Genomic DNA, 24,897 nt, shown 5'->3' on the forward strand with positions numbered 1-24,897 from the left:
CGACCCGAACTGCTATCAGGCCAAGGTCGCTGCTCATCTTGCCAAGCGGGTCGCCGCGAAGCCGCAGCTCGTCCAGATCAGCACCGCTTACGGCAAGCAGCAGGAAGGCAGTAAGGTCTTGCCCCGTAACCAATACACCGCCATTCGGGACGAGAAGCCGAAATCAAAGGACGAGGCAAAGCGGCCCGAGTTCAAGGTCTGCAAGTTTGCCACAGAGGCCATCATCGCCGAGGGCAGCGATGTTGGCACCGTCCACAAGGTCTGCGCCAATTCCACTTGCCCGGTACATCGTCCCAAGCAGGAGAAGAATCGTGACGATGTGAAATGGAAGGCAGAACAGGAGAAGCAGCGCAAGGAGCAAGCCATCGCCAACACCACGGGCATTCGCGTATTGAAGGTTATTGGAGACGCTGTCCCGGTACGACTCATGAAGAAAGACTTGCTCTTCGTTCTGATCCAAACGTTTCCGCTGTTGAACGAGTGGCAGTTGCAAACACTGGCGCGGCAGCATGGTATCCGCAAAGACCGGGAAACCGACATGCTGGACAAGATGTTTCCCGCTCTCCTGCGTCGTGCTGACGAGGGAACACTATCTCGTTTGCTTGTCGAGGTGAGTGTCGTCCTTGCCACTGGCCGAAACAACGGAACGAACGCTCTTCGCGAGGCAGCCACCGTTTACAAGGTGGACACCGATGCGATTACTCTCAAGGTCAAGCAGGAATTCGCTGCCAAGGCGAAGACCAAGAAGGAAACCAAACCGCCAACTTCATCCACGGGCAAGAGTCGTAGAGCAGCGTAGGAAACTTTGGGGAGCCGCGAGGCTCCCCACTTTTCTTGTTTGCATTCTCGGCTCCGCGCCGGGCAGCAGGGCGACGTTCCCCCTTCCTGCACCTGCCCCCTTTACTGCCTGCGGCGCTCTCGAGAGACTACCTGCGAGGTCGATTAGGTTTCGAAGATTTATAAGAAGCGCGGCGCCCCCAACCACTTTCGTCCGATAAACATCCTGACCCACAATCCAAGCAAACCCTGCCAGGCATCAACCGTACGTAAGATCTGTGCTCTGACCGACCTCGATGATATAGCCGTCAGGATCGCGGATATAGCAGCGGATCTCGCCGTACTTGGGGATCGGCTCCGTGATGAACTCTGCTCCGCGACTCTTCCACAGTTCATAGCGCGCTTGAATATCCGCAACCCGGAAATTTAAGAAACTGTTGAGGTGGTTCGGGTCAGGGACGCTGAGCGATACCGTCGGCTTATCCGGGGTTGGTCCGCCCCCCACGTTGATAATCATCCAGATATTCGCAAGCTGAAGGTACCCGGGCGCGTTGCCGTCGCCCCTGCTCAAGATGCGAGCACCGAAGACCTTCTCGTAGTAGTCCAGCGATCGTTGGATATCGGCCACGGTTATAAAATGCGCGATGCTCATCCCCTCCTTCGGGGGCATCTCATAGCTTTTCTGATCGATTTGTACATTACTCATTTGACGACTCCAATTCGGATAGATTTACCAGCAGGGGGAACCGCGGAACCAGCCCTTACTTACCGACTCACTTTTTCTTCTCGTTGAGTGCTTGTAGAAGAAGTTTCAGAACTGCTTCATCAGAGAACGGGTTCTGGCCCGAGATCAACTCTCGATCCTGAAGGGCGTAGCTCCCCCATGGAGCGACAACACTCACGTCGCCACCCGCCGTACGCAAGGCGAAGTCCGGGTAAAACAGAACCTTACCACCAATCTCAAGCGGCTCGCGCTGCTGCTCTTCCGCCGTCGCAAAGATAGTCATCTTATATCCGGCATAGATCCAGCCTTGAGCCTTGGCCTGCGCTCCGGCGACATCGCCCGCTGCCAGCGCGGCGACGAACTCCCACGAATTTGGAAGAGCCGATAGCAGTGAAATCGGGCCATGGCAGAGCACAGCCGTAGGCTTGGACGTTTCGTGAAAGTGTCTCAGCACGATGCCGGCATTGGGATCATCCAGAAGATCGATCATCGGGCCATGGCCGCCCGGAACGAAAACAGCGTCATATTGATCCAGGCCCGACGCGATGACATCCCTGATGCGAACTGGATCTCTGAGCCCAAGCAAGCCGTCGCGGAATAGCAGGTAGTCCTGCAGCTTGGCCGCGTCCCCGCCGAAAAAGCCGATGACCTCGGAATAGACATCCACCTGCGGCGTATTGCCGGTGGGGTTGGCGAAGGTGATCTCGTAGCCCTCCTCCATCAGGGCGCGAACCGGAACCGTCACTTCGTTGAGGTAGTAGCCGGCGCCGGTATAAATCTTGCCATCCTTCAAGGGCAAACCGCGACCGCTCGAGATCAATGCCAGGATTTTTCCTTTTGTAGTCATTTTGTTCTCCTCTTTAAATCGGTGAGTTATGCCATCGGGGATGGTCTCTAGGTTCCGGTTATGGCAGCGCGATCCGGTCCGCGAGTGCCTCGGCCCCAGCCACCGTGGTCATGGCGTCCACCAGTACCCGCGTCGTGCTGGCCGAAGATCGACGTCGACGTGGCCGGATCAACACCGAGCGGCTCACCAAAAGGCCTTGGCCGCTCGCCGACTATGGCCTTTCCCAGAGCGGTAAGGATGTTGACGCCAAGTGTATTCGACGTGATGCGGCGGTCATGGGCCTGCTCTCCTTAAGTTCATATGGCGCTCCTCGCCTGACCCAGGGCGCCTGTCGATTCAGGGCCTTGTGTGTCTGATTAAGCCTGACAAGAGAAGGTAGAACAATTGGACCAAGGTATCGGGCCACACCTTGGTATTGATCGACACGTTCGTCCAATAGATTCATCGTTGGGCTTCTGGCCTAATCGACTTTTACGGGTGTCATTTCGGGGAGAAGAAAAGATGTTGAATGGCAGGATGGTCATCTATGGGCGCGCGAATTCGGCCGCGGGTTATGAGATACGCGATTTCCTGACTCGTAACTGCTCTGACTATGACTGGGTCGAACTGAATACGGACGAGGAGGCCCAGAGGCTGGCAGGAGTTTTAGGACTCACAGACCCCAGGCTCCCACTCTGCGTCGTTAGCGAGAGTTTGAGACTGTATTGTCCTAGTCTGCGCGAACTGGCGACGGCCCTGGAGTGGTTCAAAGGACCGAAGTACCAGTGCTACGACCTGGCGATCTTTGGCGCGGGACCGGCGGGTCTGAGTGCCGCTCTCTACGGTGCGTCTGAAGGGTTGCGAACTGTACTTTTTGAGAAGACTGCAGTCGGTGGGCAGGCTGGCAGTACCTCAAAGATTGAAAATTATATGGGGTTTCCGGATGGAATCAGCGGATGGGAACTCGCAAGCAGGGCGCGCCGACAAGCGATTCGAATGGGAGCAGAGATCATCGTAGGTATCGAGGGAGTGGCCGGAGAGCATCAGGATGGCTGGCAGTTAAGCTGGTTCGCCAGCGGCGAGCGGATCGCTTCGAAGGCCACGATCTGCGCCACCGGCGTCGAATACTCGCGGCTTGGGCTTGAACGAGAGGGTGATTTTCTGAATCGTGGCCTCTACTACGGTGCCGGCTCCAGCGAAGCTGGAATCTGCAAGGGACATGTCGTGATTGTGGGCGGCGGGAACTCCGCCGGCCAGGCTGCGTTGAACTTCGCGCGGCAGACGCAGGTAACGATGCTCGTCCGAGGGGAGTGCCTTAAAGATACGCTTTCGACGTATCTCCTAGAGCGCATTGAAGACACCTCGTCGATTACGGTGCTGACGAGGACTACGTTGATCGAACTCGAAGGGGATGATGCGTTGGAGAGAATTACGTATCGCAATGAGACTTCCGGCAAGACGGCAACCATCGAGACGCATAGCGTTTTCGTTTGTATCGGAGGCAGGCCTCGCCTCGAATGGGCAAGACCTGGGGTGCTGCATTGCGACCCAGCGGGCTACATTTTGACGGGCTCGGATCTCAACCGGTCGAGCCTGTCAGCGGAGATGTGGGCAGATGGTCGAGCACCACTCTTCATGGAATCGAGCATCCCAGGCTTATTCGCTGCCGGGGATGTCCGTCATAACTCGACGAAAAGGTGTGCGGCGGCAGCGGGAGATGGTGCAACCGCAGTCGCTATGGCCCATCAATTTCTACTTTCCGTGAAGTATCGGCTTTACGGTACTTCGCGGTCTGCGTTGAGATGATGCCGGGACTTTCTGAGATGGCGGACTACACGGCTGGAACCCAATTCCAGGGACTGATGTCCGGGCTGGCGGAGCGCCCGATATTCTTTATGCTGAATCATTGCGGCAGGCAGGTTCAAGTGAAAAATTGCGCCGCGCCCGACGGCTCTCTCGGCCCACAAGCGTCCACCATGAGACTCAACGATTGATCGGCTGATTCGAAGACCCATGCCAGTGCCGTTAGGTTTAGTCGTAAAGAACGCGGCAAATATCTGTGCCTCCAATTGTGACGGGAGCCCTATGCCCGTATCACTGAATGAAACAAGAATCTGCTCGTTCTCAGCTCGTTGCGACTTGATGACCATTTCTCGTATTCCATCAACGTCCTTCATCGCCTCGATACTATTGACGATTAGATTCATCGCGACCTGTTGCAATTGAACGCGATCCCCGACGATTTGAGGAAGATCGGCTGCCAGTTCAGTCCGGACCGATATGTTGTACCGCATCGCTTCGTCGCGCAGGAGGGCGACCGTTTCTCGAACGATTTCGCTTACATCAAGTGTCTCCTGCTTCAAGGATCCTTTCTCGAATTGCGATCGAATCCTGCCGAGAATCTCAGCGGCACGTTGTCCGTCTCTCACCATTCTGGCGACAGCCTCGCCCACTTCATTGAGATCGGGCTTCTCCCGCCCGAGCTTTCGGAGAGAGACATTTCCGTTGGTGATGACACCGCTGATCGGCTGACTGATTTCATGAGCCAGGGAAGCTGCTAACTCTCCCATGGTTGTGACCCGATTGATGCGGGCGAGGTCGCTCTGCGCCTGGCGCAGAGCCTCTTCGGTGCGCTTCTGATCATCGATGTCGGTCGTCGTACCGACGAATTTGAGGACTCGCCCTTCCGCATCGCGCAAAACCACGGCTTGTTGGAGATGCCAACGATAGGTGCCGTCCTGAGCGCGGAGAGACCGAGTCTCGAATGCAAAATTTTGTCCCGAATGCACGCCATCCCAAAAGCTTCTGACTGCTATGTCCCGGTCGTCAGAGTGGACTGCGGTCATCCAAGCCTCGGGATGCGACTGGACGAAGTCACGGGTCTGACCCGCGAATTCAAGCCAAACGTGATTCACAAAATCCGGTGTCCCATCGGGCCTGAGCGTCCAGGCGGATACGGGAAGATTCTGCAGCAGTCCAACCTGGAGCTGCAGATCGGCATAGAGACGCGTGTTCTCCAGCGAGACCGCTGCTTGTGCCGCCAGCAGATCTAAGACCGCGATTCGAGCCGCGCTGAATGCGTCTGTCAGCAACGTGTTCTCAAAAAGGAGAATCCCAATCAACTCATCTTGCTTGATCAAAGGAAGGCAGAGGACCGACTTCGATTGTCTCTTGCGTAGATAGTCGTCGGCGGAGAACAGGTTAGGCTTGCAGGCATCCGCGAGAGCCACGCTTTCACGCGTACGGATGACATGATGGATGAGCAATTCGGGACAGTCCATCCTGGTAATCGGCTTTTGACGCAAAGCGACTTCTATTTGATCGCCGGTCGCTCTCGCCTCCGCCTCAATTAGATATCCATCCTCAGACGGTAGGACCAAAAGGCCACGGTCAGCGCCCGAATTTTTCATTGCAATCTTCATTAGCCGCTCGATCAACCTGGGCAACATGATCTCGCTGGACAAGGCCCGGGAGGAATCAGCAATGTCTGCGAGCATATTGGCGCGGGCAACGCCAGCATAGAGCCTCGACGTTTCGGCAAGTAGAGCGATCAAAACAACTGTCGAGGTGAGGAGAGAAAACAGGCGGCCGGTATAAAAACCAAGAGAAGCCGTGCGCGGCCCACGTCCGCCGATCAGTGCTGTGATCGTCAGCTCTACGATCATGGCAAGCATGACTACCATGAGCCATTGATCCAACACTGAGCGCCTAAAAGTCCACAGCAGGGAAAGCGCAGCTGCGCATATCAGCATGGTGATTGCAGTGAGCCATCTCCCTCCTATCGGATCTACGGGCGGCAGTAAGGCGAGCCATGCGATGCAACTCACGAGGGCTAATGCGCCCAGACCTCCGAAGGTAGCTGCGATCTCTGTTGACGTAGGCGGGCCAGTCTTCGTACGGTCTTTCTCCCTAAGCCATATATATACAAACAAAGCCACGGGCAGGCCAAGATGCCACAACAGATAGATTCTGAAATTGGTGTGGGGACTTCCGCCTAGATTTCCTGTCGGCGAGATAACGCCCGGGAAGGTCAGCCCGTGTACGACGACCAGCGCTGCTGAAAAAAGATATCCGCACGCCAGCGCCCTGAGCGCTTTCAAGCGAGTGATTGAGAACTGCGCCAAAAGGAGGGCTGCGGTAATGAGGTCGGCGACAGAGATAACCGCGTCGAACGCGGTAATGAAGCCATTAACCAGCGGCAGCGGTCTGGCCGCGAAGGGAAGCAAAACGATCAATCCGAAAAGCAGAACTATCGCCCCGGCAAGTGCCATCCGCGTCTGCCGCAGCGTCGGCGGTAAATAGGCCAGCGAAATTGGAGGATGGTCGGCGCCAATTTCCTTCGAGCTGAGTTCGGAAGATATTCTCACTCGCGTACCTCGCCGCTGGGCCGTCAGGTGTAACCGGCACTCTGTGTAGTTCAACACAAACGGAAGATTTGTCGACACAAGAATAACCGAAAGTTGGAAAAGATTCGCTTTGAAGCGGATGTGGGGTTGAGCTGCCTTCGGTCGGGAGGCATTTCCACGCTGCCGCGTGCCCATCGCCAAGCTCGCTATCTATTTGTGAAGTCGCCAATGTCAGCTATCCGACATGTGAATTTCGGGATTGTCACAAGACTGCTAAATTATCCAGTTCCCGGCCGGTCGATGTTTTCGCTTTCCCATCTCTGATAAGAGGCTGACCGCACGCTTAAGTGTTTGGTTTGACATACGCGTCGCAACTACAGACGCTAGCTAGCCATACGATTCAGCAGGCTGGTCGCATCCGCAACGAGCGACGCGACGAGCTCGGAAGCGCTGTGGTGCCGTAAGAGACTTATACTCTGTCCTGCCCATAGTTGCATCAGTTCCGCTTGACCCTGTTTCTGAGCCTCGGCGACGACGGTCTTCATGAGGGACCGCTGGAGTGGGTATGGAAGAACCGCAAGGTTGCCCGTCTCTAATTCATCCATCAAGCGATTTCTGATTCCTCGCGCGAGTCTGCCGGTAAAGGTCTTGGTGAGATCTGTATATGCGCCGTTGCGGCCGAAGAGAGCGGCTCGATGTTGAGCGCTGGCTCCAGATTCATCGCATGCGAGGAAGGCCGTTCCTATTTGTACGGCTTCGGCGCCGAGTGCGAATGCTGCCACCATGCCTCTGGCATCGGCAATGCCGCCGGCTGCGATCACGGGAGCTAGAACGGCATCGACCACTTGAGGAATGAGAGAAATTCCTCCGGTTAGAGATCGCTCGGAGGAACGGATGAAAGAGCCGCGATGGCCGCCAGCTTCAAATCCGGAAGCGACGATAAGATCGACCTCTGCAGCATCGAGGGCCATGGCCTCTTCCGGTGTCGTCGCCGTCCCCATCGTAACGATGCCGAGGTGTTTGCATTCGTCGAGGACTTCCCTCGGGGGAACTCCAAGAATGAAACTGAAAACCGCTGGTTTGGATTCAAAGACGGCGCGAATCTGCTCGTCAAAATTTTGTGGTTTGAACTCTGGTGGCGGGGGCGGGTCGACACCGAGTTCGACGTAATATCGGCTGAGGGCGGCGACGCTTTCCTTGATGGTTTTGCGCGAAACGCTCTCGGCGCCATCGTCCGCCATTGATAGCCAGAGGTTGATGGCAAATGGTTTCTTCGTTATCGCTTTGATCTCGCTTACGATGTCTTTGATTGCTGTGCCGGACTGTCCGTGAGCACCATACGATCCAAGACCGCCTGCGTTGGAAACAACGGCAGCGAGCAGTTGGGTTGAGATTCCGCCCAACGCTCCCTGAATGATTGGATACTCGATGCCGAGGAGAGCAGTTGCTCTTGTGGATGTCCAACGCGGGGCAGGTTCGTTCGCGGCACTCATTATGTATCTCCCCTGAGATTTTAGATCCCGCTGCCGAGACCAACTGTCTCTGCGTTACGAGATGACAGCCGCGCCTGCTTTGCTGACGACTTCGTCCTGGGAATCTGTGCCTCCCGAACAGCCGACTGCGCCGATGATTACACCTTGATCGATCAGTGGAATGCCACCTCTGGATGCAATGATTCCGTCGAACGCGAACAGGTAGTTGAGGTGCATGAGTTGGACACCGTCTTCGAAGATTTTCGTCGGACGCCGAAAGGTCGCGGATGCGCGCGCCTTGTGCTCTGCAATCTTGATCGAGGCAAGCATTGCGCCGTCCATGCGTTGAAAGGCAACGAGGTTGCCGCCGGAATCGGCCACAGCTACATTCATCTTCCAATTCCTCTTCTTCGCCTCTGCCACAGCGGCTCCGATAACTGCCTGGGCACGGTCCAACGATATCGGCAGGCCGTAGGGGACGTCGAAGGGCATTTCGTCCGGGATGGCATCGAGTGGGTTCAGTTCAACTGGATGCGCTTCCGTGGAGACTACTGTTTTCTGGTTTGGCATGCGTCATCCTTTCAGTTCTCAATCACATCGCAATCAGAGCAGGAGAGCACGGACGGAACAATCAGACGAAGGTGTTGGTAATACCTTCGTATTGGTCCGCGATGCGCGTCGATGTCGCAGTTCGAGTTGATACGAAGGTATTGGCTACACCATCGTCCAATAGCGCAGGCCAAGGGGTTCTGGCTAAATGAATGCATTGCGAACTGACCGACGGCAACGACGTCCCCGATCAACCGATTTCAGTGACTAACAAATACAACGGAGAATCTTATGACAACTTTGATTGCACCCACAGAAACTGCACAGATTCGCCTTACGAAGCGGACGCCCGCCTACTGGTGTGTCACTATCGACAATCCGCCGATCAACGTCATGGGACCGGAGATGGTCAAGCAGTTCCAGAAAGTCATCCAGGCTCTTGAAGCTGACGAGCAGGTTAGGGTCGTGGTGTTCGACAGCGCCGTCGACGCATACTTTCTGAACCACTCCAATTTTCTGGCCAAGCTTGAGGATTTGACCTCGCTGCCGGAAGGGCCTACAGGTCTGACCCCATGGCCGGACTTTCTCGTGCGTCTGACCCGCTTGCCGGTGGTCTCCATCGCTCTCATCCGCGGCCGTGCGACGGGTAATGGCAGCGAGATTACGCTTGCTTGCGACATGAGCTTTGCGAGTCGCGAGAAGACGATCATTTCGCAATGGGAAGTTGGCGTGGGAATGGTCGCCGGTGGCGGTCCAATGGCGCGGCTGCCTCAACTAATTGGCAGGAACCGCGCCCTCGAGGTGCTGCTGAGTTCGGAGGATCTGAGGGCAGATCAGGCTGAAGCGTACGGCTACATTAATCGCGCGCTGCCCGACGCTGATCTGGATGCGTTTGTGGAATCGCTCGCGAACCGGATTTCCAAGTTCGACAAGTGGGCGATCACCCAAACCAAGCGCCTGGTCAACACCAGCCTGCCGCCGGACGTCGAGCTCGGAGCGGGATGGCATGCGTGTATTGCTTCGCTCGGACGACCTGCCGCGCAGGAGGGGATCAAGGCGCTGATCGCGCGCGGCTTCCACAAGCCTGGAGACATAGAGGATCGGCTCGGATACTATTTGGGTGAACTCGCCGCGCAATAAGTCGGAAGCCGTGGATTGGCAGATAATACTGAGGAGACATCGTGATTGCATCTTCTGATTTGCGGACTATGAGGATATCGCTGAACCACGGAACCGGCCAGATGCCAGCTCTTGGTTTTGGCACCCTGATCCCTGATCCAGCTGAAACGAAGCGCGCCACAACAGACGCACTGGAGGCAGGATTCCGGCACTTCGATTGTGCAGAGCGATACCGGAACGAGAGCGCGGTAGGTGAGGCCTTGCAGGCAGGACTTGCTGCCGGGAGGCTTACTCGCGAGGAACTCTTCGTCACCACAAAATTGTGGAACACGAATCACCGGCCCGAGCGCGTCGAACCCGCTTTCGAGGCAAGTCTTGGGAGGCTTGGACTGACCTATCTGGATCTCTATCTCGTCCACACGCCGTTTGCGTTTCAGCCGGGAGACAATCAGGATCCGCGGGACCAAAACGGCAATGTCATTTACGATTCTGGCGTGACATTGGTCGAGACCTGGAGGGCGTTGGAGAGTCTTGTGGACGGTGGCAAGTGCCGCGCCATCGGATTGTCTGACATCACGTTGGAGAAACTATTGCCTGTTTATGAAGCGGCGAGAATAAAGCCGGCCGTGATTCAGGTTGAAGCGCATCCGTATCTTCCCGAGACGGAGCTTCTAGAATTCTGTAAAGAGAAGGATATTGTGCTCCTGGCTTTTGCGCCCCTGGGTCATGGAGCGAGACCCGGACCGCTCGAAGATCCAGTGATCACCGCGATCGCGACGCGGGTCGGAAAGACGCCTGCACAGGTGTTGTTGGCTTGGGCGGTACAACGCGGCACCGCCTTGCTTACGACTCCCCGGACAGCGGACCGCGCGAAAGAGAATTTCAACATCTCCGCGCTTCCACAAGAGGCGCTGGAGGAGATTAATCGCATCCAGATCAGGCAGAGGCTCAATGACGTTGTGAATACTGGCAGCCCGGGTTTCATTCCGCGAGTGAACCCAGCTTGAAAATCAACGCGGCTACTGAGAGTCGTGGCAGCAGGGAATTGAGAAGGCAAATGTAGAGCCTGGGCCGTCGTTTCTGGCCGCCCATAGTTGGCCATGATGCGCCTCGACAATCGAGCGGCTCACGGAGAGACCTATACCCATTCCTTCTTCTTTGGTCGTAAAGAATGACTGAAAAAGCCGGTGCGTCATTTCGGGATCAAAGCCGACTCCGGAATCCTGTATCGAAACGCGCACAAGATCTCCATCCGCGTCCGTATGGATGATCAATTGTCTTGGCCTGTCATCCACTATTGTCATGGCGTCTGATGCATTGCGAAGCAGGTTGAGAATGACCTGTTGTAGTTGAACGCGATCTCCCATGACGCGGGGTAGATTTTCACTGAAGCGAAGCTGTAGAGCCACTCCGTCCTTCTGTAACTCGCCCAACAGGAGTGCGACCACCTCTCGAGTGGCTTCATTCATGTCCACCGATTCGATGTTGATCTGTTTCGTGCTGTAGAGCGTTCGCAGTCGAGTGATTACGTCTGTGGCACGATGTCCATCGCGAATTGTGCGTTGCGTCGTTTCTCGTGCCCCGTCGACATTCGGAGGATCGCTGTTCAACATGCGGAGACAGGTGCCTGCGTTGTTGATTATTCCCGACAGGGGCTGGCTCACTTCGTGCGCGATCGAAGCGGTCAATTGGCCCATGGTCATTACCCGCATCATTCTGGCGAGTTCTGATTGTGTGTTGCGTAGTTCTTCCTGGGCCTGCTTCCAATCATGCATGTCCACAACAGTGCCGTGCCACTTCAAAATGTGGCCATCATCATCGTGTAGAGGAAGCGCGCTTGTTACACACCAGCGATACGTTTGATCGGCAGCATGAATCGTACGAACTTCAACCCGGTAGGGCGTGCCACTCTCGACACAAGACTTCCATGTCTCCGCTGCAGGCCCGACATCGTCGGGATACAGAAGTTTCATCCAGCCGTCGCTCATAATGTCTTCGTGCGAAAAGCCGGTGTATTCGAGCAAGCGACCATTGCAGTAATCGATGGCACCATCCGGCGTCGCACTCCAAAGCATCTCCGGTATGGTCTCCGTTATCTGCAGCAGGTTGAGTTCGCGTAGACGCAGCGCTTCCTCCGCTCGCTTGCGATCGTCGATATCGGTGTTAGTGCCGTACCATTTGACGATGTTGCCTGCGTCGTCGCGCAAGGGGTTGGCACGGAACAGGAACCATCGATACACCCCATCGAAGCGGCGCATGCGTGCTTCCACGTCAACATCGGTGCCGGAAACCATTGCCGCTTGCCAGTAATTCAAAAGCCTTTTCGCGTCCTCCGGATGAATCGCAGCAGCCCAACCCCACCCGGCGCCTTCTTCCGCAGACATGCCGGCATAATCGAGCCAACGTTGATTGAGAAACTCAACGAAGCCGTCCGGACCGGTAGACCATGCAAGCATCGGAATCGTATTGATAATCAGATCGAGGTTGCGGGTGCCTGCTTGTACTGCCTCTTCGGCACGCTTCCGGTCTTCGATGTCGACGATGAGACAGTACCAGCGGATGATTGCGCCTTGCGTGTCCTTCACAGGAAGAGTGTGAAACTGAAACCAGCGATATACCCCGTCGGCACGACGATAACGGACTTCAATGTCGTAGGGAGTTCCGGTCGTCATGGCGTGTGTGAATTTCGCGATCACGCGCGGAAGATCTTCTGGATGGACCGAACCGTTATCGCCTTCCCACATGTTCAATTGCTCAACCGTCATGCCGAAGTATTCGGTAAGTGGCTGATTGGCAAGTTCGATCAGACCCGCCGGATTTAGCGTACATACCTGCCCGGGAATGCTGTTGAGAATCTGACGCAGCTCTTCCTCGCTTGCTCGCAACTCTTCGGCACGCTTCTGGTCGTCGATGTCGGTGGTCGTGCCGACGTATTTGAGGACGTTTCCCTGGGAGTCGCGCAAGACCACAGCTTGATTCAGGTGCCAGCGATATAACCCGTCTTGAGCGCGGAGAGACCGGGTTTCGATCGCGAAACCCTGTCCCAACTGCACAGCCTCCCAAAAACTTTTGCCTGCCCTCTCTCGATCTTCAGGGTGGATCGCAGTCATCCAGGCCTCGGGATGCGAGCGGACGAAGTCGAGGGTTTGGCCGGAGAACTCGAGCCAGACTCGATTCACGAAATCCGGTGTCCCATCAGGCGTGAGGGTCCAGGCAGACACAGGAAGATGCTGCAGTATTCCAACCTGGATTTCCATCTCGCTGTTGGTTTCGACAAGCTCCCTTGTGCGTTCCGCGACTCGGAGATCGACTTCACTTGCAGACCGCTTTTGCTCATCCACGCGTAGTGCGTGCAGCAAACCGATGGCCGCCTGATTCGCCGCTACACTTAGGACAAGCCTTTCGGTCTGTTCGGGAAAGCCTGATCTGCCGGATCCGGCAACGATGAGTCCAACCTCGCCTTCTGCTCCCATTTGCAGAGGGAAGATCGATACCTCCTTATCCCCCAGAGTTACCGAGGACTTGGTAATCCGTCGCTGCACACCTTCGCCAAACAATGGGTCCAGAGCCTGGCGAATTTGCTTTGGACTATGACTCGCGCCATAAGACTGAGCGGTTTTGAGCGCCTCGATCGGGATGCCGATGGAACCAATTCTGACTTGCACATACAGGAAGTCGAGATCGAGCATTCCTACCAGAGCATCGAGAAAAGTTTCAACGACTCGACCCGGTTCGCTACCGCTCCAAAGAGCTGGCAGAGCAAGCGCGCTTACCAGATCGTTCATGGAACGCTGTAGGCGTTGGACTTCAATAGCGGGATCGGAAGGGTAATTGTGCATGCTTGTATGCCGCAATCAAACCCTTGGCCAGAAAGGGTCTGCAGGATTTGAAGAACCGTCGGGACAAATCCTATTCTACTGTCCATTTTCCATCTCCAGGCAGCAATTGACCGGAAAACCGCCGCCAGCAGGTCTCCTCGACGTCAGACCAGAAAGGTAGAGGTCGAGTTGGAACCACTCCAGCGATACCGTGCCTATGCGCGCCGGTGAAGAAAGCGCAATCGGTGAATTGCCTTCATCACGTCCAATGTGAACAGGATTTGTTCAATAGCCGTCAACATCCACGACGGCCTGGGCAAAGTCAGTCGGGGCTTCCTGAGGTAGGTTGTGGCCGATGCTGCCTGTGATGATTCGATGAGCATACTTGCCGGAGAATTTATTGGCATAGGCACTGGCGTCCAGATGCGGTGCGGCATTGGCATCACCTTCCAGGGTGATAGTGGGCACGGCGATGACGGGACTCGCGGCTAGTCGCTTTTCCAACTCGTTATACTCCAGCTCTCCTTCAGCCACAGCCTGCCGCCAGCGGTAGTTGTGGATCACGATTTTGACGTGATCCGGATTATCGAAGGATGCCGCGCTGCGATCGAATGTGGCATTGTCGAAGTTCCATCCCGGCGATGCGAGCTGCCAAATGAGCTTCGCGAAGTCACGCCGATATTTCTCGTACCCCGCCTCGCCGCGTTCGGTGGCAAAGTAAAACTGATACCACCACTGGAGTTCAGCCTTCGGAGGCAAGGGCACTTTGCCGGCGGCGTGGCTACCGATCAGATAACCGCTCACGGAGACGAGAGCCTTGCAGCGTTCGGGCCAGAGTGCTGCGATGATGTTGGCCGTTCGCGCTCCCCAATCAAAGCCGGCAAGGATCGCCTTACTGATTTTCAGTGCGTCCATGAGAGCGATGGTGTCGAGAGCAACCACCGACTGCTGACCATTGCGCATGGTCTCGCCGGAAAGAAAACGGGTTGTTCCAAAGCCACGCAGATACGGAACGATGACCCTGTAACCCTTTGCTGCCAGCAACGGCACAACATCGACGAAGCTGTAGATATCGTAGGGCCAGCCGTGCAGAAGGATCACGGCGGCCCCGTCGGCGGGTCCGGCTTCAGCATACCCAACTTTGAGGAGGCCGGCGTCAACCTGCTTGAGGGGAGCGAAGGACGTGTTTGTGCCTCGCTTCGGCGCGGGAGTATCGGTGTCGACCGATTCTCCGGGCAGGGTTCCACTCCCCTGTGCGGAGAGTCTGTGCGATGAGAACAGGGCAGCGCTCGCCGAAAGTGCGGTCACCGCAAGGCGACGACGGGATAGAACTTCACGATTAGCAGCCATCTGATCTTTACCTTCATTTCTGTGATGTATACGTGGCGCTCCACTTGATGGACGCGGTAGCAAAATCACAACAGACCAGTGTGTCCGCAGCCATTAGACAATGGTTTCGGTCGATACGTTTGTATTGGTCAGCCTGATGGTGATGGCTTTATGTCTCTTAAAATCAGGCGGTTCTGCCACATGATCTGAATGTTCAAACTGATTGCAACGCGTGACGCCGTCGCGACTCTTCGGCATTGCTGAAAAGCATGGAATTGAGAATGAAAATGTGGCTCCGGGGCCGTCGTTTGGCATTGCCCATAGATGACCGCTGAAGCGCTCCACGATAGACCTGCAGATGGATAGCCCGATGCCCATGCCGCTACTCTTCGTGGTGTAGAACGCTTCGAAGAGCATCGCGGTGGCTTGAGCGTCGAACCCGATCCCGGAGTCTACAACGGTCAAGCGAACATGGCCGTGTTCGTCGAGTCCGGTTCTAATCAGCAACTGCCTTGGACGGTCTTCGACATCTTTCATCGCCTCCGATCCGTTTCGAAGCAGATTTAGAATGACCTGCTGAAGTTGCCCACGCAAACCTGAGACAGGCGGGAGACCGTCTGTAAGTTCCAACTGAAGGACTACGTGGTTTCGCTGCAACTCGTCCCATGTCAGTGCGATGACGTCTCGCGCGGCATCATTCAGATTCACGGGTTCGGTCAGGGGGTCATTGTTGGCGAAGAGTGCGCGGAGTTGTGTGACGACCTCAGCGGCGCGGTTGCCGTCGCGGATCGTGCGTCGTGCCGTTTCGAGTGCGCCGTGAATGTTGGGAGGATCAAGCGCCAACATCCGCAAGCAGGTGCTGGCATTGGTGATGATCCCCGATAGCGGTTGATTGACTTCGTGTGCAATCGACGCGGCTAACAATCCAAGTTTTGCAACGTTGATGGACGCGGGGACTTCAATGTTTACTGAGTTCTGGGGCAACGAATTTGCAAGCAGATTCATATCTAACTCCCTGTTTCGTTACGTGTCGCCGCTAAAAGAAAGTTGAACTCTTTTATGGTTGGGTCGATTCTGAACGAATGCGCTGATTCTGTGAAAGCCCAGATAGAGTCGTGCGCGAACTGCATTACGTCTGTGCAGGCCTCTTTCGAGTCAATAAAATCAGGAGCCCGCAGATTTGCTTCAGTCTCCGAGGTCGATTCTTTTCCACCCGAAGAGCCTGGCATCCAACGACCATGCTCCTGGTCCTATGAGTGCCAGGCCTGCACCGATCACGGCCGACAAAACAGTGGAGTACAGGTTTGCATGCTGGGCAAGAATGCTCCACGCGGCGAGTATCACCACGAGAGACCCTGCAACTGGGGTCCAAAGCCCCACCATAACCAGCACCCCGTCTGCGATGGTAAGAATATCGAGAATTGTCAGTTCAGGGGCCTGTCCGGAGCGGAATCTCACGATTCCGTTGGCAATCAGAGAGACACCCACCGCTGTTCGAATCAGTAAAAGCCCAACTCCTGGCCAGCCACAGGCAAAGGTAGAAAATAGTCGACGCAAGTAAACCTCTGTTAGAGGTTAGCTGGCTGTCGCACCCTCTCGATACCCCCAGAAGAGTCCAATGCTGACTCTTTCGAGGCGCTAAAGTTCGATGATTCCACGCCTTAATCCGATCGTTGCGGCGTGGGTTCGATCGTTTGCACTCAACTTCGACAGAATATTCTTGACTCGGCCTTTGACTGTCTCCTCGGTAATCGAGAGTCGATCGGCGATCTGTTTATTCGCGTTTCCTGCTGCGATCAGCCGCAGCACTTCCACTTCGGCCTTTGTAAGCTGGTCATCTGTCGCATGCTCAGCAATTTCGAAAGATGCTTCGGGCGATAAGGCTTTCTTGCCTGCGTGAACAGCTCGGATTGTATCCAGAAGATCTTTGTGAAGAAGGTTCTTTAGCAAGTAGGCTTGCGCACCGGCCCTTAGGGCGCGCAACACCTGAACGTCGCCGGTATACGTGGTCAACACAATGAGCTTGGCTTCGGGAAACTCCCCACGAATTGCAATGACGGCGTCGAGTCCGTTCATCTCGGGCATCTGCATGTCCATGAGAGTGATGTCCGGACGATGGGCGCGGTACTGCTGAATTGCGTCGCGTCCGTTGCAGCCTTCGGCGACAAGCAACATATCAGGCTGATCGGCCAGAAGACCCTTAATCCCGCCGCGGAAAATGGGATGGTCATCCACCGCCAGGATTCGAATCGGATTGGAATCACTATTCATTTTTTGGCTCGAAGAGATACAAGAAAAAATAACCAGCGCGAAGCTGAGGGTTTCGCGTAAGCGTTCGCCGACGGTATCTTCAGTTCAATCTCAGTGCCGGAGCCGAGCTTACTCCATATTTCAAAACTGGCCCCGATAAGTTTGGCCCGTTCGCGCATGCCGCGCAAGCCCCAGTGGCCGGGGACGTGTTCCTTATCGAGAACGCTGGTATCGATACCAGTGCCATCATCGCGGATTCGCAGCGTCAAGTGCCCATGGTCGTAACGTATCTCCACTTCGATTCGTTTGGCGTCCGAGTGTCGAATCGCGTTTCGCAGCGCCTCCGCTGTAATCCGGTAGGCTTCGTCCCGGACCACGGGATTCAGGTCATTCGGAGTGCCCTCCACCTGGACATTGAATTCTGGCAAACTCCCACTTGAAAAATTGCCGAGCAGTTCTTTGGCAAAACTTCTGATGGACTCCGCTAGATCGATGGTCGTCAGTCCCATGGAGCGCAGTTCATGCACGGCGTCTCTGCCCTCGGTAATCGCACCGGATCCCTCCTCGATCGCACTATCGATTCGCGTCTTGGCGTCCTCGGGCCGCGCTGGCAGCAAATTCGACACGGTCTGAAAGCGGAGAAGCAGCCCTTGGAAGCTTTGCAGCAGAGTGTCGTGCAGCTCTCGCGCGATGCGGGTCCGCTCATCCACGCGCGCTCGTAGCGTCGCGTTGAATTGCCGCTCAAGTTGGCTGAGGCGAAATTGATATAGTGCCCAAAGCAACAGAAGAAAGACTCCAACGCAGAGGACTTCGAACCATCTTGTCTGAAACCATGCGGGCGCGATGCTGAAGTCAAGGTTAGCGCCCTCTTCGTTCCATACACCATCGTTATTGCAGGCGATAACTTGGAAACGATAATGGCCAGGCCCAAGACCGGTGTAAAAGGTCTCGCGGCGTGTTCCGGCGTCCTGCCAATCGTGGTCCGATCCCTCAAGCTTGTAGCGAAACAGGACGCGTTCAGGGATCGCCAGGCTAAGCGCGGTATAGTCGATTTCTATCCTTCCGGTGCGTGGAGGTACCACGAGTCCTTTCAGATTCGAATGTGTTTTCCCATTCCAAGCTAGCGACCTGATGAGGACGTTTGGCGGCGTTGAATTGCGGGCTTTAGCAAGCGACGCCGGATCGAGCCATGCAACTCCTTTAATCGTGGCAAACCACAATCGGCCATCGCCGGCTTCAACAATCGACGGGATATATCTCTCTACAGCGAGGCCCGGAAGCCCGTCTAAGGTATCGAACTTCTCCCCTGAGACGGCGTAATCCGGGTTCTGTAACCACTTAAGCCTTAACATGTGCGATGCCTGAAAATCCGCTGGTCCAAAGATCCCCTGCTGCCGTTTCCACCATACCCGTCACTCGTCCCGGCAGGCTCGGATCTTTCCACCGCAACATGTGAAACTCGCCCTTGCTGAATAGTTGAACGCCATCTTCCGCGCCAAGCCAGACGTGCGTCCCTTTCACTGTAAGAGAAATGGGATAGCGGTTCTTTCCGGTAAAGGTGTATCGGTGGTAGTTGGCGCCATCCCACTCGATCACGTGGTTCGAAAAAGCGAACCAAACATTGCCTGCCTCATCTCCTTCCATGGCGCCTAATATGCCAGGTTCTCTTCCGAGCGCTTTGTTCTCGTTTCCCCAAGTGTCGCCGATGCGCCGATCTACCTGTTGATCAAAGGTGATTAGCCAGAGGTTATTGTTTTTGTCGACTGCCATCGAGGCGACTAATTCGACGGCATCATTAGGGAAAGTGACGGGCTTTATCCCATCCCAGGAGGCCTTCCAGAGGTGTGGGCCGGCACCCAACCCACTCGACCATACATCGCCTTTGAGATCGCGCCGGATCGTCATGGTTTGCTTGGTTTTGGCAAACGTCTTCGTCCTGCCATCGGGACACACCTCGGTGAGAGGCAGGCTTCGGTTACCAGTCCAAACACAACCATGGTCGCCGGACCCGACTGCAAACTGGTATTCATTGGTTGGCGGGGTCTCAAGCTGCGATATTACATTCCGTCGAAGTTGATCGAGCCCAGCGTTCGTCCCGATCCAAATGCTGCCTTCGCGGTCCACCAGAAGCTTCCGAACGACATCGGAACTCAGTCCCTGAGCAACGGTGAAGTTTTGCCCGGCCGCTGGATCGATACTCACCCCGATTGGCACTCCAGTCGCGTCTGGAATTCGTTTCAATCCGGTGCTGCTTCCAGCCCAGAGTGTCCCGCTGCTATCGAAGGTAAAGTTTACGAATCGCGGACCTTTCGGACGGTCTGGATCTGGCGCGGAGGTTGCTTCGAACGGCACGCCATTCTCCGACACCCGCCGCAGTCCCACAGCGTCGGAGAGCCACACCGAGCCATTTGGCCCATTATGCAAATAACAATTATTTCCAGCCGCGCCGTCGCCATACCGGCTCAGCTTGAACCTAGTTCCACCGTGCGGCAGATACAGGAGTTTGCCTGAATCCATCTTCACCCAGAGAGTGCCAGCTCTGTCAAACAATATGGCGTAAGGAAGGCCGTTGGGAAGTCCATACTTCTCGCCTACCCGTTCGCACCTTCCTTCGCCCACGATGAACAGGCCGGCTGACCCGCCGACCCAAATTGTGCCGTCAGGTCCCTCAACAGTCGATTCCGTTGGCAATCCCGGCGTGCAGCCCTTGATCGGATATGCCGATAATTTCCCGTCTCGCCAAAGTAGAAGTCCAGGCAATCGAGTTCTGAACCAGACATCTCCTGAAGACGAGACGAAGGCTGAGAAAAGTTCGAAACCTTTCGTGGCTCCCGAAGTGATTTCGTCGGCAGTCTGAAAACGAGATCCGTCGAATCGGAAGACTCCCCTCGAAGTGCTCAGCCACAAATACCCGTCTGGACTTTGCTGAATGTCCAACACTGCACCCATCGCGCCGTTAGAGGACCACGCAGTGTGATGAAAGTTTCTCAATTCCTGCGCGCCAACAGTCTGGATCACCCAGAACATCGTTGACAGCACAAGGAAACCGATCTGCGATCGTGTGATCGCACTGAGACGTGCCCGCAACATCCCACTCCCCATATACTGCGGAAGGGATGCTATTTGCTTCTTGATCAGCACGCCTGCCTGCCGTTCCCTTTCTCGCCAGCCTCATTCAGCCGTGGATCATCGCGACTCTTTTCAACTCTTCACTTATTCGCATGCCGGTCAACTATAGAACGGGTTCGAAGGCAGGCACCATTATGCTTTGGTATTGGTCAATTTATCCCGGAAGGAAGGGAGACAGTCGTTGCGTCTGAAATGAAGTATTTAGTGGATGGATCATGATGGCGATTCCGTCTCATGTCGAGGGACCCAATACCAAAGTATTATCGACATCGGAATGACTTATAGCGCATGCTGTTGCTACTGAGCACTGCCAGAAAGGACCCCGTGGAGGATGAGTCCAGTCGCGTTGTCAACGCGTTACCCGGATTGATTTGGATTGCGCTTACGAAAGGAAATGTTGATTTTGTAAATCGATACTGGTGCGAATATACCGGCATCGGTATGGGTGGAGCATGTGGTGTCGGCTGGCAGACTGCAATCCACCCCAAGGATCTTCCTGAGCTCCTCGAACGTTGGCAATCGATTATTGTCTCTGGTGAACCGGGTGAAATGGAAGCCCGCTTGCGGCGCTTCGATGGCGAATACCGTTGGTTTGTCTTCGCGGTAAATCCGATGCGCTACGAAGCGGGCCAGATTCTTAGATGGTATGGATTGAACTCCGATATCGAGGACCGCATGCGTGCTAAAGAAGACTTGCACGCTCACCAGGGAGGCAGTTTTCTCTCGATCGGCGACGGAATTCCAGCGTTGATTTCATTTACGAGTCCTACGGGCGAAATCGAAAGCGTGAATCGCCACTACTTGGAATACTTCGGAATCACGCTAGACGAAGCAAAACGCTGGGGAACGAATGACATGGTTCATCCAGCTCATCGTCAGACGACGCTTGATTCTTGGAGGCGTTCGGTACAGACGGGTAAGACCTTTGACGTAGAACACCGTGTGCGACGAGCCGATGGCGTCTATCGTTGGTTTCAGAGTAGGGGACTGCCTCTCAAGGACGTCGAAGGTCGAATCGTCAGCTGGTTTGTAACTGCGACTGATATTGACGACCGGAAGCTGGCGGAGGAGGCCCTGCAGAACAGCGAACGTAATTTCCGCCAGATTGTCGATAGTATTCCTGGGCTTGTGTGTACCCTGAGCCCAACCGGTGAGGTTGAACAGCTCAACCGGCCCCTCCTGGAGTATTTCGGCAAGGCTTCCGCTGAACTCAAGGGCTGGAAGATGACCGATGCTGTCCATCCAGAGGACCTTCCTCGCGTCGTCGCCGCTTTTACTGATTCTGTAACGACAGGTACCCCCTACGATGTCGAACATCGTTGCCGCCGTTTCGATGGGATATATCGATGGTTTCAGGTTCGCGCCCTCCCTGTGCAAAATTCGGACGGTCAAATCGCCGGCTGGTACGTCCTGCTGACGGATATAGAAGACCTCAAACAAGCCGAAGAATCGCTAGAGTCCGGTGAACTTGACCTGAGATCGGTCATCAACACGATTCCTATGACGGCATGGTCTACCGAAGCAGACGGCTACTGCGATTTCGTTAATCGGCGCTGGCTCGACTACTCCGGCCTCTCTTTAGAGCAGGTGCGAGGCTGGGGCTGGGGTGCTGTGATTCATCCCGATGACCTCGCTGACCTTGTGGAGCATTGGCAATCCTGTCTGGCCTCTGGTGCGTCAGTCAATACCGAAGCGCGCATGCGTCGGTTCGATGGTGTCTATCGTTGGTTCCTGTTCCTGGGCAACGCTTTACGGGACGAATCCGGTGACATCGTCAAGTGGTTTGGAACGAACGTCGACATAGAAGATCGCAAGCAGTCCGATGAAGCCTTGCGGGCAAGCGCCCGCAATCTCGACCTGATCATTAACACGATTCCTATGCTTGCATGGTCTACGGGGCCAGACGGCTTCGTCGAGTTTCTCAACAAGCGTTGGCTCAACTTCGCGGGCATGTCCGCAGAAGAGGGAGCTGGTTGGGGGTGGGCAGCTGTAATCCATCCAGAGGACTCGACGCGCCTTTTGGACTACTGGCAGGCGGCGATGGCTTCAGGCACCGATGTTGATGTGGAAGCACGCATACGTCGTTTTGATGGGGTGTATCGATGGTTCCTGTTTCGTGCCAGCCCGCTGCGCGATGAGCAGGGTACCATCCTCAAATGGTATGGAACGAATGTCGACATAGAAGATCGCAAGCGTGCCGACGAGGGGTTGCGGCGCAGTGAAGCGTTTCTCGCAGAGGGTCAGAGGCTAAATCTAAGCGGCAGCTTTTCCTGGCGCTTGGACACGGAAGAGATCACTTTTTCGGATCAGCTCTATCGTATCTATGAATTTGATCAGGACACTCCAATTACGCTTGAACTGATTGCCGGTCGATTGCATCCTGAAGATGTCTTGCTGGTGTCTGAAAAGACGGAGCTGGCGCGAACCGGCTGCAGCGATCTTGATCTCAACTATGAGTGCCGTCTGAAGATGCAAGATGGCTCAGTGAAGTATCTGCGCACGGTCGCTCATGCAACCAAAGACCGGGAAGGCAGGCCTGAGATCATCGGGGCGGTTCAGGATGTGACGGAGCGAAGGCTATCGGAAGAGGCGCTTGGCAAAGTTCGATCGGAGCTTGCCCGCATGGCAAGGGTTGCCAGCCTGGGAGCTTTGACAGCCTCAATCGCGCACGAAGTTAGTCAACCACTATCGGGGATCATTACAAACGCCAACACGGGAATACGAATGCTCGCCACTGAACCACCAAATGTCGATGGCGCCCTCGAAACTGTACGGCGCAGCCTCCGCGATGGTAACCGTGCATCTGAAGTCATCTCTAAATTGCGTGCGCTGTTCAGCAAGAAGAGCTTCACGGCCGAACTAGTGAACCTCAATGAGGCAACGCGTGAGGTAATTGCTCTTTTGCTAAGTGAACTCCAAAGAAATCGTGTGCTGCTGCGTACCGAACTTGAAGAGGATCTTCCCCCTGTCATTGGGGATCGCATCCAGCTTCAGCAGGTCATTTTAAACCTGCTGCTAAACGCTTCCGAGGCTATGACCGACGTCTACGATCGTCCAAGAGAGATACTCGTTAAAACGAATCGAGACGTCGACAATTCGGTGCGCTTCACTGTTCAGGACTCAGGTATTGGGATCGATCCGGAAGATCTGGACCGACTGTTTGACGCCTTTCACACTACAAAAAACGACGGTATGGGGATGGGTTTATCTGTCAGCCGGTCCATTATTGAGGCTCATCATGGACGCCTTTGTGCAATGTCCAATGATGGTCCCGGAGCCACTTTTTTCGTCTCTATGCCTGGTGCAAGAGAAAACAGAAATCTTTACTCAAATCAGGAACCTGCTCTGAACGACAAGCAGAGTGAGATGAGGGATCTATGAAAATCAAACGCTCACTCGTCTCCGTCGTTGATGATGATGAATCGATACGTGAATCGCTGCCAGACTTGCTGAGGGAGTTGGGCTATGCCGCGCATACCTTTTCGTCGGCAGAAGAGTTTCTTGAATCAGACTATCTCCATCGGACCGACTGTTTAATCCTCGACATTGCAATGCCGGGCATGACAGGACCCGAACTCCAAAGCGAATTGACGATTCGTCAACAGAGGATTCCGATCATCTTTATTACCGCCAAAAGAGATGAAGCACTCCGGCCACGCTTGCTCAAACTGGGAGCAGCAGAATGCCTGCTAAAGCCCTTCAGCGAAGCAGATCTTCTGGGAGCGCTCGATGCTGTGTTTCAAAAAAACTGAAGACGCGAGACGGCTTAGCTGCTTTATCGAATAAGCAATACCAGTAAGTCACGGGCCATAGGACACCATTTGAGGTCATCGCTATGTCATATCCCACGCCAATAGTTTTCGTTGTAGACGACGATATTTCAGTACGTGAGTCGCTGGAAATGCTGATCCGTTGCGAGGGATGGGAATCTGAGACTTTTGCGTCTGCTGAGGAGTTTTTAAATCGCCCGCGTGCTCTTGCTCCTAGCTGTTTGATCTTGGATGTTTCACTTCCTGAACTGAATGGTCTCGATTTGCAGAAACGTATCGCTGTCGATCGAAAAGACATGCCGATCATATTTATCACCGGTTATGGAGACGTCCCCACGACAGTCAAGGCCATGAAAGCAGGAGCCGTCGAGTTTTTGACGAAGCCGTTCGATGACACAACGTTATTGAACGCCATTCGGCACTCGATTGAACGCAGTCATATTATGCTTCGCCGGGAGACCGAGACTGGGACGCTCCGAGATTGTTACGCATCACTGACACCTCGGGAGAGGGAAGTGCTAGCGCTCGTTGTTTGCGGACTTCCCAATAAACAGGTGGGTGCTGAGCTGGGCATCAGTGAGATTACCGTAAAGGCGCATCGAGGCAAGGTAATGCAAAAGATGCAAGCCGAATCTCTTCCCGACCTGGTAAAAATAGCGACGAGGCTTCGACTGACACCCGCGCACAAGGTTTGACTTTTGCTGCAGAGAGCACTCCGCTCGTCCATCTGTTACGCACGACTACTCCGTTTAGCGATCGCAGCGCGTTGTCCCCCAGCTCAAAATGTG

General features: G+C 55.1%; 18 protein-coding genes and 1 pseudogene. 7 read left to right on the top strand and 12 right to left on the bottom strand.

The annotated features are described in order from the left end of the window. Positions 1-799: pseudogene (locus GSQ81_RS17525) on the top strand (chromosome partitioning protein ParB); the annotation flags it as partial. A 237-nt stretch (positions 800-1,036) separates the two neighbouring features. On the opposite strand, the gene GSQ81_RS17530 reads toward GSQ81_RS17525, so the two are convergent. Next, positions 1,037-1,483, bottom strand: a complete 447-nt coding sequence (locus GSQ81_RS17530; protein WP_158911913.1) for a VOC family protein — start codon at positions 1,481-1,483, stop codon at positions 1,037-1,039. A 67-nt stretch (positions 1,484-1,550) separates the two neighbouring features. Continuing rightward, a complete protein-coding gene (locus tag GSQ81_RS17535; protein WP_158911914.1) occupies positions 1,551-2,348 on the bottom strand; it encodes a type 1 glutamine amidotransferase domain-containing protein in 798 nt (265 codons plus the stop codon). A 501-nt stretch (positions 2,349-2,849) separates the two neighbouring features. Between GSQ81_RS17535 and GSQ81_RS17540 the strand changes: the two genes are divergently transcribed. Further along, positions 2,850-4,133 (top strand): NAD(P)/FAD-dependent oxidoreductase, encoded by a 1,284-nt coding sequence (locus GSQ81_RS17540; protein WP_216846466.1) that lies wholly within the window; start codon positions 2,850-2,852, stop codon positions 4,131-4,133. Here the strand turns inward: GSQ81_RS17540 and GSQ81_RS17545 are convergent. The 3 genes from GSQ81_RS17545 to GSQ81_RS17555 all read right to left on the bottom strand — a co-directional run bounded on the left by GSQ81_RS17545 (position 4,103) and on the right by GSQ81_RS17555 (position 8,715). Continuing rightward, entirely contained in the window at positions 4,103-6,868 is a 2,766-nt protein-coding gene (locus GSQ81_RS17545) for an ATP-binding protein (protein ID WP_254060318.1), read from the bottom strand. The genes GSQ81_RS17540 and GSQ81_RS17545 overlap by 31 nt on opposite strands. Before the next feature lie 188 nt (positions 6,869-7,056). Then, positions 7,057-8,166 carry a nitronate monooxygenase family protein gene (locus tag GSQ81_RS17550; RefSeq protein WP_158911916.1) on the bottom strand — a complete coding sequence of 370 codons (1,110 nt, stop codon included), beginning with the start codon at positions 8,164-8,166 and terminating at the stop codon, positions 7,057-7,059. Between the two features lie 54 nt (positions 8,167-8,220). Further along, the gene (locus GSQ81_RS17555) at positions 8,221-8,715 is read right to left on the bottom strand and encodes a heme-binding protein (RefSeq protein ID WP_158911917.1); all 495 of its coding nucleotides are present in this window, start codon (positions 8,713-8,715) and stop codon (positions 8,221-8,223) included. 270 nt (positions 8,716-8,985) lie between these two features. On the opposite strand from GSQ81_RS17555, the gene GSQ81_RS17560 reads away from it, so the two are divergent. Continuing rightward, a complete protein-coding gene (locus GSQ81_RS17560; protein ID WP_158911918.1) occupies positions 8,986-9,834 on the top strand; it encodes an enoyl-CoA hydratase/isomerase family protein in 849 nt (282 codons plus the stop codon). Between the two features lie 41 nt (positions 9,835-9,875). Beyond that, positions 9,876-10,820 carry an aldo/keto reductase gene (locus GSQ81_RS17565; protein WP_158911919.1) on the top strand — a complete coding sequence of 315 codons (945 nt, stop codon included), beginning with the start codon at positions 9,876-9,878 and terminating at the stop codon, positions 10,818-10,820. 12 nt (positions 10,821-10,832) lie between these two features. On the opposite strand, the gene GSQ81_RS17570 is transcribed toward GSQ81_RS17565, so the two are convergent. The 7 genes from GSQ81_RS17570 to GSQ81_RS17600 form a co-directional block, all read right to left on the bottom strand. Further along, entirely contained in the window at positions 10,833-13,652 is a 2,820-nt protein-coding gene (locus tag GSQ81_RS17570) for a PAS domain-containing sensor histidine kinase (RefSeq protein WP_216846467.1), read from the bottom strand. 264 nt (positions 13,653-13,916) lie between these two features. Next, complete coding sequence (locus GSQ81_RS17575; RefSeq protein ID WP_158911921.1) at positions 13,917-14,981, bottom strand: alpha/beta hydrolase; 1,065 nt, start codon at positions 14,979-14,981, stop codon at positions 13,917-13,919. 93 nt (positions 14,982-15,074) lie between these two features. Continuing rightward, positions 15,075-15,965 carry a sensor histidine kinase gene (locus GSQ81_RS17580; RefSeq protein WP_158911922.1) on the bottom strand — a complete coding sequence of 297 codons (891 nt, stop codon included), beginning with the start codon at positions 15,963-15,965 and terminating at the stop codon, positions 15,075-15,077. A 180-nt stretch (positions 15,966-16,145) separates the two neighbouring features. Beyond that, a complete protein-coding gene (locus GSQ81_RS17585; protein ID WP_158911923.1) occupies positions 16,146-16,517 on the bottom strand; it encodes a hypothetical protein in 372 nt (123 codons plus the stop codon). 81 nt (positions 16,518-16,598) lie between these two features. Continuing rightward, a complete protein-coding gene (locus GSQ81_RS17590; protein ID WP_158911924.1) occupies positions 16,599-17,231 on the bottom strand; it encodes a response regulator transcription factor in 633 nt (210 codons plus the stop codon). Beyond that, positions 17,228-18,292: a triple tyrosine motif-containing protein gene (locus tag GSQ81_RS17595; RefSeq protein WP_158911925.1), complete on the bottom strand. Its 1,065-nt coding sequence runs from the start codon at positions 18,290-18,292 to the stop codon at positions 17,228-17,230. The genes GSQ81_RS17590 and GSQ81_RS17595 overlap by 4 nt, the downstream gene beginning before the upstream one ends. Positions 18,293-18,548: 256 nt before the next feature. After that, positions 18,549-19,901, bottom strand: coding sequence for a two-component regulator propeller domain-containing protein (locus GSQ81_RS17600; protein ID WP_158911926.1), 1,353 nt, complete (start codon positions 19,899-19,901; stop codon positions 18,549-18,551). A 726-nt stretch (positions 19,902-20,627) separates the two neighbouring features. Between GSQ81_RS17600 and GSQ81_RS17605 the strand changes: the two genes are divergently transcribed. From GSQ81_RS17605 to GSQ81_RS17615, 3 genes are all read left to right on the top strand, one after another. Beyond that, positions 20,628-23,720, top strand: coding sequence for a PAS domain-containing protein (locus tag GSQ81_RS17605; protein WP_158911927.1), 3,093 nt, complete (start codon positions 20,628-20,630; stop codon positions 23,718-23,720). Next, positions 23,717-24,091, top strand: a complete 375-nt coding sequence (locus GSQ81_RS17610; RefSeq protein WP_158911928.1) for a response regulator — start codon at positions 23,717-23,719, stop codon at positions 24,089-24,091. Before GSQ81_RS17605 ends, GSQ81_RS17610 begins: the two co-directional genes overlap by 4 nt. A gap of 83 nt (positions 24,092-24,174) precedes the next feature. Then, positions 24,175-24,804 (top strand): response regulator transcription factor, encoded by a 630-nt coding sequence (locus GSQ81_RS17615; protein WP_158911929.1) that lies wholly within the window; start codon positions 24,175-24,177, stop codon positions 24,802-24,804. Positions 24,805-24,897: the final 93 nt, after the last annotated feature.

The organism is Granulicella sp. L56 (genome assembly GCF_009765835.1).
In the GTDB taxonomy this organism is placed as follows: Bacteria; Acidobacteriota; Terriglobia; order Terriglobales; family Acidobacteriaceae; genus Edaphobacter.